This window comes from Mesorhizobium sp. 128a (genome assembly GCF_053848025.1).
This window is the reverse complement of the sequence record NZ_JBSPKY010000004.1, coordinates 116,439-132,704: the sequence shown is the minus strand read 5'-3', so window position 1 is coordinate 132,704 and position 16,266 is coordinate 116,439. Positions and strand designations below refer to the sequence as shown.

The window sequence follows — 16,266 nt, the reverse complement described above, 5'->3', positions numbered from 1 at the left end:
AGGGGAAGGGGACAATATTGGATTTTCCGATCGAGACTGTCAGGGGGAAGTTCCCGGCGCTGGACCTGACCGACAAGGGCCGCCGGCGCATCTATCTCGACAATCCGGCCGGCACGCAGGTGCCGCAAGCGGTTGCCGATGCGGTGGCGCGCTGTCTGTTGACGACCAACGCCAATCTCGGCGGCTATTTCGAAACCACGCTTGCCGCGCAAAAGGTGGTTGACGACGCCCATGCGGCTACGGCCGATTTCCTCGGCGCGGCGAGCGCCGAGGAAATCATCATCGGCGCCAACATGACGACGCTGACCTATCACATGTCGCGCACGCTTGGCCGCGATTTCAAGCCGGGCGACGAGATCATCGTCACCCGCATGGATCACGAGGGAAATGTCTCGCCCTGGCTGCAGCTGGCCGAAGACCTTGGCCTCGTCGTGCGCTTCCTGTCTTTCGACGAGAAGAGCTGGCAGGTCGAAGAGGCGGGGCTCAGCGCTCTGCTCACCGACAAGACGCGGCTCGTTGCGCTGAACTACGCCTCGAACCTCACCGGATCGATCAACCGGGTCAAGGCGCTGACGGCAATCGCCAAACAGGCCGGCGCCCTGGTCTATGTCGATGCCGTACAGTTCGCCCCGCACGGGCTGGTCGATGTGCAGGACCTCGGCTGCGATTTCCTGGTCTGCTCGGCCTACAAATTCTTCGGTCCGCACATGGGCATCCTTTGGGGCCGTCGTGATGTCATCGATGCGCTGAAACCCTACAAATGCCGCTGCTCGTCCAATGGCTTGCCTGAGCGGTTCGAACTCGGCACGCCACAGGTCGAACTGATGGCCGGCCTCACGGCGGCGGTCGATTACTTCGCGGAACTGGGTGCCGCAGCCGGCGAGGGCGGTTCACGGAGACGCAGGATTGCCAAGGCATTCCAGGTCTCGATCGCCTACGAAAACCCGTTGGCGCTAAGGCTGATCGAAGGGTTGTCGGACATTGAGGGCCTGACCATCCGCGGCATCACCGATCCCAAACGGGTCAGCGAGCGTGTGCCGACGGTTTCGTTCACGGTCGAAGGCATCGTGCCGGAGACGATCGTGCGGCAGATGAACGCCGAAAACATCTTCCTGTGGTCGGGCCACAACTACGCCTGGGAGATCGTCCACCAGCTCGGCATTCCTGCCGAGCAAGGCGTCGTGCGCATCGGTATTGCCCACTACAACACGGCGGCCGAAATCGACGAGACGCTGGAGAGCGTGCACCGGGTCATCGCCATGCTGAGGCAACAGCGCTAGAGCAATTCCAGGAAAAGTGTGGGCGGGTTTTCCGTCCGGAATTGCGTAAAAAACAAAGACATAGAGCGGTTCGCCGTTTCCGTGAAACGGTGAAACGCTCTAGCCAGCTATCGCTGTTTGTCGCCGAAGCCGGTGAGGAAGGCGGTGAGGTTGTCGGCGAGTGCGTCACAGAGATAGCCGCCTTCCTGCACGATCACGGTCGGCAGGCCGAGCCTTGCGATCGCCTCGCCGATGCGCGAGAAACCGGGCGTGGTCACCGAAAGCCCGCCGAACGGGTCGCCCTCGAACGCATCGAGACCGAGCGCCACAACCAGCGCCTCCGGCGCGAAGGCCTGGATGCGCTGGACCGCCGCTTGAAGCGCTTCGAGAAACGCCGCATCGGCTGACTTGCGCGGCAAGGGCAGGTTAAGATTATAGCCGAGGCCCGGCCCTTCGCCTCGCTCGTCGGCATGGCCCCAGAAGAACGGATAGAAGCGCACCGGATCGGCATGCAGCGAGACGGTGAGCACGTCGGATCGCCCGTAAAAGATGCCCTGCGTGCCGTTGCCGTGATGCAGGTCGACATCGAGGATCGCCACCCGCGCCGCCTGCTTGCGCAACACTTGCGCCGCGACCGCCGAATTGTTGATGAAGCAGAAGCCGCCGGCGACATCGGCGAAGGCATGGTGGCCGGGCGGCCGGCAGAGCGCGTATGCGGCGGGCGCGCCGGCCCTGACGGTTTCGGCGGCCTCGACCGCGCTCCAGGCGCTCCACAGCGCGCTCTGCCAGGTCTCGGCCGAGATAGGGCAGGCTGTGTCGGCCATGTGGTAACCGGCCTGGCCGACCGCCGAGGCCGGGTAGGCGCCGCCGCGGGCGAGCGGATGGATGTTGGGGATGACTTCCGCCGAGGCGCCCTCAATGCGCCGCCAGCGCGCAAAAATGTGTTCGAGGAACGCGAGATACTCTGGCGTATGCACTGCCGCGACCGGGCCAAGGCCATGATCCCTGGGCCGCTCGATGGTCAATCCGGCAGATTTTGCGCCGGCTAACAATCGCTCCGTGCGCTCCGGCTGTTCGGGGTTGGGTTGCGGCGCGCCACTGGACAGAAAAGCCTTCGGGTCGTGGCGTTTCTGTTCCTCGGCAAAGAAGGCTTTCATTCCGTTTCCCCATCCTGCATTGCGTCGGCGAAGGCGAAAAAGGCCTCGCCGACGATCTTCTGCGCCTGCTCGTAATGCGCCCAGCCGATGCCCAGCTTCTCATAAAAGGCCTTGGCACCGTCATTGTCGGTATCGACCGACAGCCTGAGATAGGCGCCGCCATCCCTGCGGCAGTCGCGCGCGACCCGGCGTAGCAGCTTTTCGCCGACCTTGCGGCCGCGAAACCGATCCTCGACGTAGAGGTCCTGGATATAGACGCCGGGCCGCCCCATCCAGGTCGAGAAGATCGGAAAGTGCAGGCAGAGCCCGGCAAACTCGCCGCCGACTTCGGCGATCAGGGTGGAGAAGGCCGGCTTTTCGCCAAAGCCGTAGTGGCGCAGATCCTCGGCGGTGGACGTAATCTCCTGATGCGCGCCGATATGGCTGCCAAGCTTGAGCAGCGCGCCGTAGATGGTGTCGACGTCGCGGATGGTGCCGAGGCGGATAACGGTATCGCTGGAGTGGATCTTTCCTGCCATGGATCAGGCCGCGGTTCCGGCTGAACCGTTCAGGAGGTCGTCGAGTTCGCCGATATCGTCTTCCGAAAAGACACGAATGCCGTTGGCCTCGAGCAGCGCGGTGGTCGTGCCGCGGCCGGCTACGCGCTTGCCCGAAAAACTGCCGTCATAGACGAAGCTTGAGCCACAGGACGGGCTGCCATCGGTGAGAACCGCATAGCGACATCCGGTTTCCCGGGCCAGATCGAGGGCAAGCTGGCCAGCTTCGAGATAGAGAGCGGTCACGTCGTTTCCCGTCTGCTCGATCACCCGGCCTTGGCCGTGAAGCACAGCGTCCCCTGTGCCCAGAATTTCTGCCGGAGGACGCGGCGTGGAGAAGCCTGCGGCAACCTCGGGGCAGATCTGCACGACCCGCCCTTCCGCCTGCCATCGCGTCAATACGGGATGGTTGTCGAGCCGGTAGGAGCCGTTATAGCGGACGTGGCTGCCAAGCAGGCAGGCTGAGACCAGAATCCTTTCCATGTCAGCCCTCCTTTTACCATGCGATCCGGTGCGCCTCTAGAAGGCTACCCGGTCACCGCCCTTCAGCGCCAGCATGTCGCGCGCCTCCGACGGCGTCGCGACCTCAAGCGACAGGCCGTCGAGTATGGCGCGGATGCGGCGCACCTGATCGGCGTTGGATTTGGCCAGCTGACGACCGTCATAGAGGCTGTCCTCCAGCCCGACGCGGACATTGCCGCCCATCGCCGCCGCAATCGAGATCAGCGGCATCTGGTTGCGGCCGGCGGCGAGCACCGAGAACTGATAGCTGTCGCCGAACAGTTTGTCGGCAATGCGCTTCATATGGATGAGATTGTCGGGATCGGCGCCGATGCCGCCCAGAATGCCAAGCACGAACTGGATGAACAGGGGCCCCGACACCAGGCCACGGTCGCGAAAATGCGCCAGCGAATAGAGATGGCCGACATCGTAGCATTCGAACTCGAATCGCGTACCGCAGCCCTTGCCGAGTTTGTCCAGAACGCCTTCCATATCGGCAAAGGTGTTCTTGAAGATGGTGTCGCGCGTGGCTTCGAGCAGCTTTGGTTCCCACTCGTGCTGCCATTCCCTTGGCTTGTCGAGCATCGGGAACAGCGCGAAATTCATAGAGCCCATGTTGAGCGAGCACATTTCGGGCTCGGCCCTGAGCGGTGCTGCCAGCCGCTGGTCCAGAGTCATCAGTGACGAACCGCCGGTGGTGATGTTGATGACGGCATCGGTCGCCTGCTTGATGCGCGGGAGGAATTGCATGAACACCTCAGGATCGGCGGTCGGCCGACCGTCCCTGGGGTCGCGGGCATGGAGATGTAGGATCGAGGCGCCGGCATCGGCTGCCGCGATGGCGTCCGTCGCGATCTGGTCCGGCGTCAGCGGCAGATAGGGCGACATGGACGGCGTGTGCACCGAGCCGGTGACCGCACAGGTGATGATGACTTTCCGCGGCGCCATGCTTTTAACCTTCGACGGGCAGGTCGAGCTCGGCCGCCAGAACTTCCAGCGAGTCGCCGATGATGGAAAGGATCTCGCCGACCTGTTCAGCCGTGACGATCATCGGCGGGGCGACCATGAAATTATCACCGTCGACGCCGCCCTTGACCCTGCGGCCGTAGATGATCAGCCCGCGTTCATAGGCGAGGTCGAGCAGACGCTGGGTGGCTTTCTTGCCCTGGTCGATCGGCCGCAGCGTCTCGGGATCGGCAACCATCTCGGCGCCGGTGAGCAGGCCCTTGCCACGCACGTCGGCGATGAATGGAAAGCGCTTGGCCAGCCCCTTCAGCCCGTCCATCAGAACGTCGCCCATGGCGGCGGCGTTGGTGATCAGGTCGAGCCGGTCCATTTCGCCGAGCACCGCAAGCCCGGCGGCGCAGGCGAGCGGATTGCCGGCATAGGTGTGGCCATGCTGGAAGCCGCCCGAGGCCAGCAGCGGCTCGACCAGCCGCATCGGCGCGGCAAGCGCGCCGAGCGGCGCATAGCCCGAGCCTAGTCCCTTCGACAGCGCGACGATGTCAGGCTTGCAGTTCCAATGGTCGCCGCCAAGGAATTTGCCTGTGCGGCCGGCGCCGCTCATCACTTCGTCATGGATGAGCAGGATGCCATAGCGGTCGCAGATTTCGCGGATGCGCGGATAATAGCTGTCGGGCGCCACCAAGGCGGAAGTCGCAGCACCGCCGACCGGCTCCATGATGAAGGCGAGCACGCTGTCCGGCTCTTCTGCCTGGATTTTCTCCTCCAGCATGTCAGCATAGCGGATGCCGCGCTGTTCCATCGACAGGTTGTCGCGGTCGCGCCATGCGGTCGGCGCCGGCACGGCCGGCATCACCCGCATCATCGGCGTGAAGGTCTCGGCCAGCGCATCGTCGCCGGTAATCGACAACGACCCCAGCGTGCCGCCATGATAGGAGGGAAAACGCGTGATCACCTTCCAGCGCTTGGGCTGGCCTGTGGCAACGGCCCATTGCCGCGCCAGCTTGATGCAGGATTCCGTCGCTTCCGAGCCACCGGAGACGAAGAAGATGCGGTCCATGCCCTCAGGCAGTTTTCCCGCGAGTTTCCGCGCCAGCTCTTCCGCCGGCTCGTTTTCGAAATGCAGCCGGTAGGCGAACGTGGCGCGATCCATCTGCCGCTTCATGGCGTCTAGCACGTTGCGGTTGGAATGGCCGATATTGGCAACCATCGGCCCGCTCGATCCATCGATGAAGCGGCGACCGTCCTGCGTCCACATATAGATGCCTTCGGCGCGGTCGATGAGCGGCCGGCGCAGGCTGGAGAGATAGAACAGATGCGAGGGGGCGCGCGCTTCTGAACCAGCGGATGAGGGCTTCTGCATGTCAGGACTTTCCGAGATAGCGATCGATTACATTCTTGGTCACGCGCTCGACCATCGGGTCCTGCCTTGAGAGGCCGGCGACCCATTCGCAGCTTCCAGCGTGAAAGACCTCGCCCTTGCCGCGCGGGAAATTGACGATCATGCCATTGCCGCGTTTGACTTTTTCCAGATTGGCGTCGCTTGGCTCCCCAAACAGCGTCTCGGCGGTGAAGCGGCCGTCCTCGTCAGCCAAAAACTGGTCCTCGATCGGGATGTCGGCGCTTTCCTCGACCTGGCTTGCCATGCCGACCGCCAGCACCTGCAAGCCGTCGGGCGCGCCGCTGTTCGGTGTTGGATAGGGCAGGCCGCCGCGGATCTCGAAATCGAGCCCGTCGACCTCATAGCCATAGACATGGCTGTCGGCGCCGAGCAGGTCGCCATAGTAGATGCCGGTGCCGGCAAAGGCCCAGTGCTCGGGCCTGTAGACCGGAAAGCCGCGCACGCCGCGCGGCGCGCAGCCGCCCCAGCCGGCATAGACGCCGCGTGTCGCGTTGAGGCCGAAGGTCATTGCGCCGGGGCGACCAATCTCCGGCGCCTCCCAGGAATTGGTCGCGCGCGTTACGTCACTGCTGTAGGCCGGATCCTCGGCCCGAGCGCGGTATTTGTAGCAGACCTGCCGGCGGCCTTCGTCTTCCAGCCTGGTCTGCCACATGAAATTGCCGGCAAAGCGCGCCGCATGGCCGCCGCGTTCAACGTAGTTGTCGACCGCATCGCGCATTTCCCAGGTCCAGTATTCGTCATGGCCGACGAAGACGACGCAATCATACCCGTCGAGGATTTCGGGCGAAAAGTGCAGATCGTGCTGGCTGGCGAGATCGACGTGATAGCCGGCGCGCTCGGCAAAGCGGAAGAAGTGGCTGTCGTAGCTAGCCCAGCCGGACGACGCGTATTTCTTCGAATGCCCGGTGGCATAAGCCCATTCCATATGGGGATAGCGCGGCACCATCTTCGGCGGCACCGCGACCTCCAGCGGCACCCGCGGCGCATCCTTGGGCAGCACCACGAAACCGCGGCACCAGGGCCGCTGCGTCGACACCATGCGCGCATACTGGTCGCGGCCCGGCCCGGTGATGCCCTGATAGGCATTGGAGCCGCCCCAGGTGTTGTAGGACAACCAGGTTCCCGTCGCCGCCACCTGCAACACGCGGCCGGGTTTTCTGCCGGGCAGAGGAGCGACGATGATGAGATGGTGGCAATGGACCGGCTTGCCGTCCTGGCCATCCGCCGTCAGCGTGAGGCGATAGGCGCCGGAGGGCCAGTCGTCGCCGATGCGAAATTCGAAAGACGCTTCCCAGCCGCAACCTTCAACCGAGCACTGGTCAGGCGTGTCCTGCCAGCGCGCCGACAGACCCGTTTGCCCGAAGATTTTTGTCTCGCTACCGCCGTCGCGGACAATGGTGATGTTGAAGCGCGGCGCCGTCGAGCTGACATGAAGCGTCACGGTCTCACCAGCTCGGTAGGAGAAGCGGTCCGAGTAGCACCAGATCTCGCCGCGCTCGCCATCCATCCCCGGCCATTCGTAATAATAGCCGCGCACAGCCTCGCGGCGCTGCTCGGGCGTCAGTCCGAAATCGGGGAATTCGGTCGGCAGTTGGGTCATGGATACCGGAAAGGATCGAAGGCCGCCATTTCGGCCATCTCCCGGGCAAGCGTCAAATGGAAACGATCGGGCCAGCAATTGCTTAGCCGCTCTTGGCCGCTCCCGCCAAAGCGACTATCTCAGCAAGGCGGCATTTTCCGCCTTGGGAGCCAGCATGCTGAGAGTGCAGAAGGTCAAGGTCGACGACATCTACGTGCCGACGGCGCGCAAGAAGACGCTGCATCCCGAAACGGTCCGGCATCTGGCCGAAGACATTCTGGAAAACGGCATGAAGACGCCGATCCAGGTCCGCCATGACGGCAAGCGCCATATCCTGGTCGAAGGCCTGCACCGGCTGGAAGCCGCCAAATGGCTCGGCGAGACTGAGATCAACGCCTATCTGGTTCAGGCCAAGCGTCACTGAGGCGCACTCCTCCACAGTCTCCCAACAACCGGCCGATCATCGTTTCGCAGATTTTTTCGCGGGACCGTGTCGGCATGCGCCGTACTCACCCGTCCTTGAGGCAGAACCCAAATCCAACCCAAGAGAACGAGGAGATCCCATGACCACCAAGCTCGACATCGCCCCGACTAACGACCGCGAACTGGTGCTTGGCCGCATCCTCGATGCGCCGCGCCAGAGCGTCTATCGCTGCTGGACCGAGCCGAAGCTGGTGACGCAGTGGTTTTCACCCAAGCCATGGACGACGCCGCGCGCCGAAATGGATGTGCGCAGCGGCGGCTCCAGCCTGGTCGTCATGGCCGGCCCCGACGGCAACGAATTTCCCAATCCCGGCGTCTTCCTCGACGTCGTGCCCGGCGAAAAGATCGTCTTCACCGATGCCTACACCAGCGCCTGGGAGCCGTCTGAAAAGCCGTTCATGACTGTCGTGCTGACCTTCGAGGACGAAGGCAACGGCAAGACCCGCTACATCGCCCGGGTCAGGCACTGGAGCGTTGCCGACCGCGAGCAGCACGAGAAGATGGGTTTTCACGAGGGCTGGGGCCAGTGCACCGAGCAGCTCGAAGAACTCGCCAAGACCCTTTGAATCCGCGACCCCTTTCTGACCCCGACACCGGAGGAGGCTGACATGTCCAGAGCGACCCTTTTCGCCATTCTTGCCTCGGTTGCAGCCTTGTTCGCAGCACCCGGCCTTACCAATGCAGAGGAGACAAAGCCCGCCATGACCACTGAAGCCACAGCCATGCCGAAGCCGGAAAAGTCCGGCCTGCTGCCGATCGGCGGCCTGAACTACTACTATGCCGTCTACGGCAAGGGCGAGCCGCTGCTTCTGCTGCATGGCGGTCTCGGCACATCCGACATGTTCGCGCCGCTATTGCCGAAACTGGCGGAGAACCGCACCATCATTGCCGTCGACCTGCAGGGCCACGGCCGCACCGCGCTCGGCGAGCGTCCCTTCACGCTGGAAGCGATGGGCGACGATATGGCGGCAATCGTCAAGGCGCTCGGCTACGACAAGGTCGACGTGCTCGGCTATTCCCTGGGCGGCGGCGTCGCCTTTCGCCTGGCCGTCCAGCATCCGGAAGTGGTGCGTCGGCTGGTGCTGGTTTCCACCGGCTTTTCTCCCGATGGCTTCTATGACGAAATGCGTCCGCAGCAGGCGCAGGTAAGCGCAGCGGCGGCCGAGTTCATGAAGGACACGCCGATGTACAAATCCTACGTCGCGGTGGCGCCGCGTCCTGACGATTTCCCGAAACTGCTCGACGCGCTCGGCAATTTCATGCGCAAGGACTACGACTATTCGGCCGATGTCGCGAAGCTGAAGATGCCGGTGATGCTGGCCTATGGCGACAGCGACATGTACAAGCCCGAGCACGAGATCAAGTTCTACCAGATGCTCGGCGGCGGGCTGAAGGACGCCGGCTGGATGCGCGAAAACCTGTCGCAGAACCGGTTGGCCATCATCCCCAACCGCACCCACTACGACGTCTTCTTTGCCCCGGAACTGACGGCTGCCGCGCTGCCGTTCCTCAATGGCGAGACCAAGGTGAAGACCTGGGACGAGGTCGTCAGCGAAAACAAATAGTTTTAACCGAGAATTGAAGCCGGCCGTCTCCAACGAGACGGCCGGTTTTCTGCACCTACGAAGCCTTGGGCCGGCGCGGCGCGCGCAAATGCTTGATGCCGCTCATCTCGACGAAGTTCGTGGCGGAGTCCCAGAGATAATCGCCATAGAGGAACGGCTCGAAGGGTGCCGCATCTGCCAGCGGGAGCGGCGCGATCTCCGCATCGACCCGCGGCTCATAGAAGAACGGAATCGAGTAGCGCGCCGTCTTCGGCGCAATCACCCGGTGCCGCGTCGCCCGCACACGACCGCCGGTCCAACGCTCGAGCAACTGCCCGAAATTGACCGCCAGCGTGCCGTCGGCGGGCGGCACATCGATCCATTCGCCGGCAGGGTTTTTGGCTTGCAGCCCCTCGACGCCGTCTTGCGCCAGCAAGGTGACGAAGCCGGAATCGGCATGTTCGCGGCCGATGATGGTGCGCGTCTCGCCCTTGTGGACGACGGAAAACTCCGGCGCGCTCAGATCGACACCGCTGTTGGCGTCGCGCAAGGGATAGCGGATCAGCCGCAACGTCGAGATGCCGCCGTCGAAATCCGCATCGAAGATGGTTTCCGGCAGATCGAGCCCGCGCGCGATCGAGCGCATCAGCGCGTTGCCCAGCGCTTCCATCGCCTGGTAATACTGTGCGGCAGAAGCGCGCCAGCCAGGCAGTGCCGCTTCGGACGGCAATGGAGTCGGCTCGCGCAGCGGGTCGCCCGCATCGTCGGCGGCGTTGGTGGGCGCATGCGCAATGTCCGGGCCTATATCGATGCCTTCCTTGTAGGAGACGGCCGTCGGCTGCAGTGGGAACCACCCGCGATAGACGTTCTTCTTCGTGCGATCGAAATTCCAGCGAAGCAGCTTTGCCTTCTCCGCATCGGGCAGGGTGAAGATATTGAGCAGCAGCAATCGCTTGTCCCGTGTCAGCCAGTGATCGCCAGGAAAATCCCGGATCGCCATGAAACCGATGCCGGAGGCAGCAGCCATGATCCGCGCATCGGTTTGGTCGCGGCCGGGCGAGGGCGGTCCGAACAGATCCGCGACCGCAATGGTTTCGATGTCCTGCGCCATGATTTCCTCCCGGTCGGCCCTGCGATAAAACAGGCGCGGCCGCCGGCTGGCTGTCAATGCTTCGCCGCTCCCTGCGTTGGGCCAGCAACAGCCCTTCGGTCGTATCAGCGCAATCGATAGCGCCATCAGGGCTTTTCAATTGACCGAAAGCTGCCAGTCGATACTTTCCAGGGATCTCCAGCGCGACGGGTTCAGATGATGGCGAAATATGAGGGTGGGTGCCTGTGCGGGGCGGTGCGTTATGGTGCTGAGGCGCCGCCGGTCAATCAGCGCGTCTGCCATTGCCGGCGCTGCCAGAAGGTCATCGGCGCGGCCTTTAACGCGCGTCTGCTGTTTCGCATCGATGACGTCACCGTCGAGGGCCAGGTGGCGACGGTCAACACCTCACCGGACCTCAAGCGCGGCTTTTGCGCCGCTTGCGGCACGACGCTGTTTTCCCGGCGCGATTCCGCCGGCATCGTCGGCATCACCACCGGCTCGCTCGACGATCCCTCGCTGTTCAAGCCCGAAATGCATATGTGGACGGCCTCGAAGCAGCCCTGGCTGCGGCTCGATGACGGGCTGCCGCAACATGAAGGTGCGCCGCCTCCCAACTGACGCAGGCCTTATCGGAAATTAATCCCGAAAACACGACATAGCCGGCAAAGCGTCATTGGCGGGCCATGATTGCCTGCCTATCTATCGGCTGCGGGCCCGGTATTCGAGGAGACGACCGATGAGCGACAGAATCAACACCCTGGACGAGCTTTTGAGCGATCCGATGGTCCTGCTTGTGATGGAGCGTGATCGCGTGCGTCCCGAACAGGTGCGCCTCCTGCTCGAACGCCACCGCCGCCCCGCCGCCGACGAGCCGTCGGTGCCGCCGGCGCATGTGGTGGCCAAGACCTGCCTTCGGGAATGGCTGGGCAGGTAGGTCAGCCCGAACTTGCCGGCAAATAGCTGTAATGGCTGCGAAAATAGGCCAGCTTGAAACCGAGCCGCGCATAGTTGCGATAGGCCGGGCCGTCGCGGTCGGGGTGCGGCGCCTCGATGTCGGCGACAAACAGTTTCGCGCCGGCCGCAAGGCCGTCGCGCACCATGGCTTCGCCGAGCATGGCATCGAGATCGAAGCTTGGCGCCATGATGCCGGGTACCGGCGCGTCGATGCCGCTCCAGGCCGTGCCGTCAGCGCCGATGAACAGCGAGCGCACCGCGGCCGCGACGCCGTCCCGCCGCGCAATGTAATGATTCCAGCCCTGTCGGCCGACCAGCGCCTTAAGCCATGGTGAGGTCGGCAGCCGGTACTGGCTGTCGATGAAGCCTGCCCATTCGCTTGCCGTTGCCCGCGTCACCCGCTCGACCGAAACGCCCTCGATCGGGAAAAGCGGTTCAGCCGCCAGAGGTGCTGCCTCGCGAAAAATCCGTTCCCAACCGCTCAGGCGCTGCAGGCCGCGCGCCTCGAGCCAGCATCTGAGCGCAGAAGGCTCGGCGTGCGGATTGTCATAGAACCACGGCCTCGCAATGCCGGCGGCGCGGTAATGCGCCAACAGCGCGTCAAGCTGGTTCTCGCTGGCCGGGCCATCGACGCCGATATTCTTGACGCAGTTGAAATGGATGAACGGGATTGCCGTGCATGTGGTCCAGACCAGATCGCCGTCTTCGGCAACCGCCAGTCCGAGCCGCGCGGCAAAGTCGGCCGGTACGGCGCGATAGAGATCGAGCCAGGCATTGACCTCGGCGCGTTCGATGACGCGGCTGAAATCGCGGGAGACGTCCTCCATTGCGATGGCGGGTTGATGCGGTTCTGGCAGGGCAACTGGCTGCAATTCGGACAGAGCGGCGGACGACATGGTTTCCTCCCGGTTCGTAACCTTACAATGTAAGGTTAGCGCAGGGTAATATTAACGCGGGACTTGTCAAGCGGGATGGTGAGCTGGAGCCGAGACATTTTCTGACGCCATCACTCCGTCTCGGCTCTGAAGCGTCGCCCGGAGCCAGTCAGCCGCTGCGCTCTCCCTTCGGGCTCGACAAGGGAGAAGGAAGATCTGGCTTATGGCTAATATTCGATTCAAACTTTATTGGCAATTTATCGTTAGTAATCGAAGCCGGTTTGTCCGGCGGCGTCTGTTTGCCATCGGTCTGTTGTGTTTTGCGTACAGGTCCAGATGCGGATTTCAGGCGTCGTCAGTTTTATGGTGGCATCGCTGTGCCTTGCCGGCTGCTCGTCCACAGCGGGCGTCGATGCCTTGCAGCCGTCGAACGAGACGACCAGTTCGGTCGTGCGGCCAAGAGCGCCGGTCACAGCGGCTCCGGCGGTGGCCGAACTAGCACCAATGCGGTCCGACATGGTGGCCGACAACGCTGTGGCCGACAATGCGCCGCCCTTTTCCATGGTCGAGGAAGAAGAGGCCATCGTCGCCGACACACCTCAGGAAAACGCCCAGCCGCCGGTCGAGCCGGTTGCCTTGATGTCTCCGCCGAAGCGGCTGACCCGCGCGGCGCCTGCCATGCTGGCTGCGCCCGTCACCCGCTACGGCTTTCGCGATGCCAAGCCGATCAATTTCGGCAAGGCGTCGCCGCGCTATCTTGCCGTGCACGGCGTCGACGTTTCGCGCTGGCAGGGCAACGTCAACTGGAGCAAGCTGCGCGCTCAGGGCGCCAACTTCGCCTACATCAAGGCGACCGATGGCGGCGACCATCTCGATCCGATGTTCATGAAGAACTGGCGCAATGCCGATGCTGCCGGCCTGAAACGTGGCGCCTATCATTTCTTCTACTGGTGCCGCACCGCCGGCGAGCAGGCCGATTGGTTCATTCGCAATGTGCCGAAGATGGACGGCGCGCTGCCGCCGGTGATCGATGTCGAATGGAACGGCGAATCCTCCTGCAAGCGGCGGCCTTCGCGCGCGACGGTGCTGGAGAAGATGCAGGTGTTCATGGACAAGCTCGAGCGCCATTACGGCCAGCGGCCCATCATCTACACCAGCCCCGATTTCTATCGCGACAACCTCAAGGGCGCTTTTCTCGACTATCCGTTCTGGCTGCGCGCGGTGGCGCGGCACCCGTCCAAGGTCTATCCGGGCCGCAAGTGGCTGTTCTGGCAGTATTCCGGCTCCGGCCTGTCGCATGGCGTGACCGGCCGCATCGACCTCAACGTCTTCCACGGCGACGAGCGCGCCTGGCGGGCATGGGCAGGTGGGCAGACGACCATGGCCGACGCCAACTGAGGGCTCGCGCGAGCTATCGCCGGCAGCACCGCGGCCGTCTGGGTGCCTTGGCTTGAATTTTTCGCTTTTCGCTAACGATCCGCTCACCCTGTCCTTTAGCTGTATCGCAACAGCCCTCCGGTAACGTGCCCGTGATCGGGTTCGGAGGGGTTCATGCGCAATCCAATTGTGGCCATCGCTGTTGTCGCCGCCGTCGGCTACGGATTTTTCAATGCGCTCGGGCATATGCCGGGCGGCAGTGGCGCTTCGCTGGCGGAGTCGAAGCAAAACGTCGTTTCCTATTCCACCGAGGACGAGGCGATGCAGGCTGCCAAGAACAGCGGCCGCTCTACCCTCAAGCGCTTTCACGAATTGATGGCTGCCGGCACGCCCGGCACCTACACGGTGAAATTCCCGCTGACCCAGAACGGCGCCACCGAGCATATCTGGCTGCAGCTGGTCGGCTACAGCGACGGCTCCTATATCGGCCTGCTCGCCGACGTGCCGGTCAACGGCAACAAGTACCAGATGGGCGACAGGATGACGGTGGCTGAAGCCGACGTCGAGGACTGGATGATCAAGAACGGCAAGGTGATCTACGGCGGCTACACAACCCGCCAGGCGCTTGCGGACATGCCGAAGGAGCAGGTTGCAAAATACGGGCTGACCTTCAAGGATTGAGGACCTAGGCGCGGGCGAGCTCCATCGCCGCGCTTTGAGGGACATCACGCCGTTCGTGCTCCCGTATCTCTGCCGTCTGCGCCAGCACCCAGTCGCGGAACACCTTGATTTTGGGGGTGTTGCGGCGGGTCTCCAGGTGCACCAGCCAATAGCCGTCGCCATCCGATCCAAGCACGTCGAATGGCTGTATCAACTGGCCCTTTGCCAAAAGCTCGCTGTAAAGGTTCTTGGTGAGGATCGCGGCGCCCCGGTCGGTCAGCGCCGCCATCGCATCATAGGCCTGCGTACCCAGCTTCGGGCCGGCCATGATGCGATCGGGCTCGAACGGCACGCCTGCCGCTTTGAACCAGATTTCCCACCACGGATCGTCGGCACAGCAGAGCGGCACCTTGTAGAGATCCTCGGGGCGGTGGATGCCGCCGACGCTCTCGGCGAGCTTGGGGCTGAGCATCGGCGTGTAGTCCGCCTTGAACAGATAATGCGCCGTCAGGCCGGGCCATTTTCCACTGCCGGTGCGAATGCCGACATCCATGTCGCCGCGCGTGAAATCGACCAGCCCATGCGACGTATTCACCTTCACGGCAAGGTCGGGATGCATCAGCTGGAATGTTCCAAGCCATACGGCCAGCCAGTTCGATGCGAATGTTTCCATGGTTGTCACGGACAGCACGCCGGTCGCCCCGCCCTTGGTTGCGACCCATGCATCGGCCAAGGCCGAGAACGCGCCGGATGCGAGCGGCGCCAGCTGTTGTCCTGCCTCGGTCAGGGCAATCTGCCTTGTTTTTCTTATGAAAAGCGGCGTTCCGGCGCGTTCTTCCAGCACCTTGATCTGATAGCTGGCGGCGGACTGGGTCATGCCGAGCTCTTCGGCAGCCTTGGTGAAACTGCCCAGTCGCGCGGCGGCTTCAAAGACCCTGATGGCTCCTAATGGTGGTAGCTCCCAGCTCATGACGCATCAATCCTCCTGATGCATACTACGCGACGTTCGATTGGAAACCAAGACCGGAAAACGGCATGTTGTGTTCATCAAATCGAACCCTGGAGGAAACGGCAATGACCACCACCATCGCTCCCTACAACACGCTTCGCCGCCCGGTGCTCGACCTCTTCACCGCTCCGTTCAGACCCCGCAAGCGCGGCCTGCTCGACCACCGCTCGCTGTCGGATCATTTCCTCAGGGATATCGGTATGCTTGACGGACGCGTGCCTCCCGGCACCATTCGCTAAGCAAGCTCCCAAGGAAGGGAAAGATGACTGTGTTGTCCGAGGACTTGGCCAAGAGCCGCCAGACGATCAACGCCTATGAAGACTATGCCGAACGCTACGACGCGCTGGTGCGGCATGTTCCGAACCAAAGAGAACAGAAATGGCTGAAGCGCCTGGTGAAAATTGCCGGCAAAGGCGGCCGGATTCTGGAAGTCGGGTCGGGACCTGGATATGATGCGGACTTCGTCGAGGGGCTCGGCGTCAAGGTCCGACGCACCGATGCGACAAGGCGCTTTCTGGAGCTGCAGTCCGCACGAGGCAAGCACGGTGAGTTTCTCGATCTCATCACCGACGATCTCGGTGGCCCCTACGACGCAGTCCTGGCGCTCTGCGTCCTGATCCATGTGCCGCGCGAGCAGACCGACCAGGTGCTTGCCAAGATAGCCGGATCGCTGCGGCCGGGCGGCGCCTTCCTCGTCTCGATGCGCATTGGCGATGGCGAGACAAGCGGCGAATATCATACGGTCTACTGGCGCAGGGACGATTTCGTCGACCGCCTCGAAGCCTCCGGTCTGGTCCTTGTCGGCGACGAATTCAACATTGGCCGCGATCGCGACGAGTGGACCACCTTCCTGGCAGTGAGGCCGACATGACGCGTC

At 63.2% G+C, this 16,266-nt stretch carries 20 protein-coding genes; 10 read left to right on the top strand and 10 right to left on the bottom strand.

Annotated elements, in window-relative coordinates:
- The first annotated feature begins 14 nt into the window (after positions 1-14).
- Positions 15-1,280: a cysteine desulfurase-like protein gene (locus ACWTU9_RS09330; RefSeq protein ID WP_455858275.1), complete on the top strand. Its 1,266-nt coding sequence runs from the start codon at positions 15-17 to the stop codon at positions 1,278-1,280.
- Positions 1,281-1,387: 107 nt separating this feature from the next.
- On the opposite strand, the gene ACWTU9_RS09325 is transcribed toward ACWTU9_RS09330, so the two are convergent.
- From ACWTU9_RS09325 to ACWTU9_RS09300, 6 genes are read right to left on the bottom strand one after another with little or no spacing between them, the layout of a single operon-like run.
- Positions 1,388-2,416: a histone deacetylase family protein gene (locus ACWTU9_RS09325; protein ID WP_455858038.1), complete on the bottom strand. Its 1,029-nt coding sequence runs from the start codon at positions 2,414-2,416 to the stop codon at positions 1,388-1,390.
- Positions 2,413-2,934, bottom strand: a complete 522-nt coding sequence (locus ACWTU9_RS09320) for an N-acetyltransferase family protein (RefSeq protein WP_455858037.1) — start codon at positions 2,932-2,934, stop codon at positions 2,413-2,415. The genes ACWTU9_RS09325 and ACWTU9_RS09320 overlap by 4 nt, the downstream gene beginning before the upstream one ends.
- Before the next feature lie 3 nt (positions 2,935-2,937).
- Entirely contained in the window at positions 2,938-3,435 is a 498-nt protein-coding gene (locus tag ACWTU9_RS09315; RefSeq protein WP_455858036.1) for a DUF523 domain-containing protein, read from the bottom strand.
- 36 nt (positions 3,436-3,471) lie between these two features.
- Complete coding sequence (locus ACWTU9_RS09310) at positions 3,472-4,401, bottom strand: 3-keto-5-aminohexanoate cleavage protein (RefSeq protein ID WP_455858035.1); 930 nt, start codon at positions 4,399-4,401, stop codon at positions 3,472-3,474.
- A gap of 4 nt (positions 4,402-4,405) precedes the next feature.
- Positions 4,406-5,779 carry an aminotransferase family protein gene (locus ACWTU9_RS09305; protein WP_455858034.1) on the bottom strand — a complete coding sequence of 458 codons (1,374 nt, stop codon included), beginning with the start codon at positions 5,777-5,779 and terminating at the stop codon, positions 4,406-4,408.
- A 1-nt stretch (position 5,780) separates the two neighbouring features.
- Complete coding sequence (locus tag ACWTU9_RS09300) at positions 5,781-7,418, bottom strand: N,N-dimethylformamidase beta subunit family domain-containing protein (protein WP_455858033.1); 1,638 nt, start codon at positions 7,416-7,418, stop codon at positions 5,781-5,783.
- Positions 7,419-7,572: 154 nt separating this feature from the next.
- Between ACWTU9_RS09300 and ACWTU9_RS09295 the strand changes: the two genes are divergently transcribed.
- The 3 genes from ACWTU9_RS09295 to ACWTU9_RS09285 all read left to right on the top strand — a co-directional run bounded on the left by ACWTU9_RS09295 (position 7,573) and on the right by ACWTU9_RS09285 (position 9,445).
- Positions 7,573-7,821 (top strand): ParB N-terminal domain-containing protein, encoded by a 249-nt coding sequence (locus ACWTU9_RS09295; protein ID WP_455858032.1) that lies wholly within the window; start codon positions 7,573-7,575, stop codon positions 7,819-7,821.
- A gap of 139 nt (positions 7,822-7,960) precedes the next feature.
- Positions 7,961-8,446 (top strand): SRPBCC family protein, encoded by a 486-nt coding sequence (locus tag ACWTU9_RS09290; RefSeq protein WP_455858031.1) that lies wholly within the window; start codon positions 7,961-7,963, stop codon positions 8,444-8,446.
- A 42-nt stretch (positions 8,447-8,488) separates the two neighbouring features.
- Complete coding sequence (locus ACWTU9_RS09285; protein WP_455858030.1) at positions 8,489-9,445, top strand: alpha/beta fold hydrolase; 957 nt, start codon at positions 8,489-8,491, stop codon at positions 9,443-9,445.
- A 55-nt stretch (positions 9,446-9,500) separates the two neighbouring features.
- On the opposite strand, the gene ACWTU9_RS09280 is transcribed toward ACWTU9_RS09285, so the two are convergent.
- Positions 9,501-10,535: an isopenicillin N synthase family dioxygenase gene (locus ACWTU9_RS09280; protein WP_455858029.1), complete on the bottom strand. Its 1,035-nt coding sequence runs from the start codon at positions 10,533-10,535 to the stop codon at positions 9,501-9,503.
- Between the two features lie 198 nt (positions 10,536-10,733).
- Here ACWTU9_RS09280 and ACWTU9_RS09275 point away from each other — a divergent pair, with 198 nt between their 5' ends.
- Positions 10,734-11,132 (top strand): GFA family protein, encoded by a 399-nt coding sequence (locus tag ACWTU9_RS09275; RefSeq protein WP_455858274.1) that lies wholly within the window; start codon positions 10,734-10,736, stop codon positions 11,130-11,132.
- Positions 11,133-11,250: 118 nt separating this feature from the next.
- Positions 11,251-11,448, top strand: a complete 198-nt coding sequence (locus ACWTU9_RS09270; protein ID WP_454576203.1) for a hypothetical protein — start codon at positions 11,251-11,253, stop codon at positions 11,446-11,448.
- A gap of 1 nt (position 11,449) precedes the next feature.
- On the opposite strand, the gene ACWTU9_RS09265 is transcribed toward ACWTU9_RS09270, so the two are convergent.
- Both ACWTU9_RS09265 and ACWTU9_RS09260 read right to left on the bottom strand, forming a co-directional pair.
- Complete coding sequence (locus ACWTU9_RS09265) at positions 11,450-12,364, bottom strand: hypothetical protein (RefSeq protein ID WP_455858028.1); 915 nt, start codon at positions 12,362-12,364, stop codon at positions 11,450-11,452.
- 242 nt (positions 12,365-12,606) lie between these two features.
- Entirely contained in the window at positions 12,607-12,816 is a 210-nt protein-coding gene (locus ACWTU9_RS09260; RefSeq protein ID WP_455858284.1) for a hypothetical protein, read from the bottom strand.
- Between ACWTU9_RS09260 and ACWTU9_RS09255 the strand changes: the two genes are divergently transcribed.
- Both ACWTU9_RS09255 and ACWTU9_RS09250 read left to right on the top strand, forming a co-directional pair.
- Positions 12,719-13,741, top strand: a complete 1,023-nt coding sequence (locus ACWTU9_RS09255; RefSeq protein ID WP_455858273.1) for a glycoside hydrolase family 25 protein — start codon at positions 12,719-12,721, stop codon at positions 13,739-13,741. The two genes, ACWTU9_RS09260 and ACWTU9_RS09255, sit on opposite strands and share 98 nt — an antisense overlap.
- Before the next feature lie 153 nt (positions 13,742-13,894).
- The gene (locus tag ACWTU9_RS09250) at positions 13,895-14,401 is read left to right on the top strand and encodes a DUF2314 domain-containing protein (protein WP_455858027.1); all 507 of its coding nucleotides are present in this window, start codon (positions 13,895-13,897) and stop codon (positions 14,399-14,401) included.
- A gap of 4 nt (positions 14,402-14,405) precedes the next feature.
- Here ACWTU9_RS09250 and ACWTU9_RS09245 read toward each other — a convergent pair whose 3' ends face one another.
- Positions 14,406-15,350, bottom strand: coding sequence for a LysR family transcriptional regulator (locus ACWTU9_RS09245; protein ID WP_455858026.1), 945 nt, complete (start codon positions 15,348-15,350; stop codon positions 14,406-14,408).
- A 104-nt stretch (positions 15,351-15,454) separates the two neighbouring features.
- On the opposite strand from ACWTU9_RS09245, the gene ACWTU9_RS09240 reads away from it, so the two are divergent.
- A complete protein-coding gene (locus ACWTU9_RS09240) occupies positions 15,455-15,628 on the top strand; it encodes a hypothetical protein (protein ID WP_455858025.1) in 174 nt (57 codons plus the stop codon).
- A gap of 23 nt (positions 15,629-15,651) precedes the next feature.
- On the top strand, positions 15,652-16,260 hold the full coding sequence (locus tag ACWTU9_RS09235; protein WP_455858024.1) for a class I SAM-dependent DNA methyltransferase: 609 nt from the start codon (positions 15,652-15,654) through the stop codon (positions 16,258-16,260).
- The last annotated feature ends 6 nt before the right edge of the window (positions 16,261-16,266 follow it).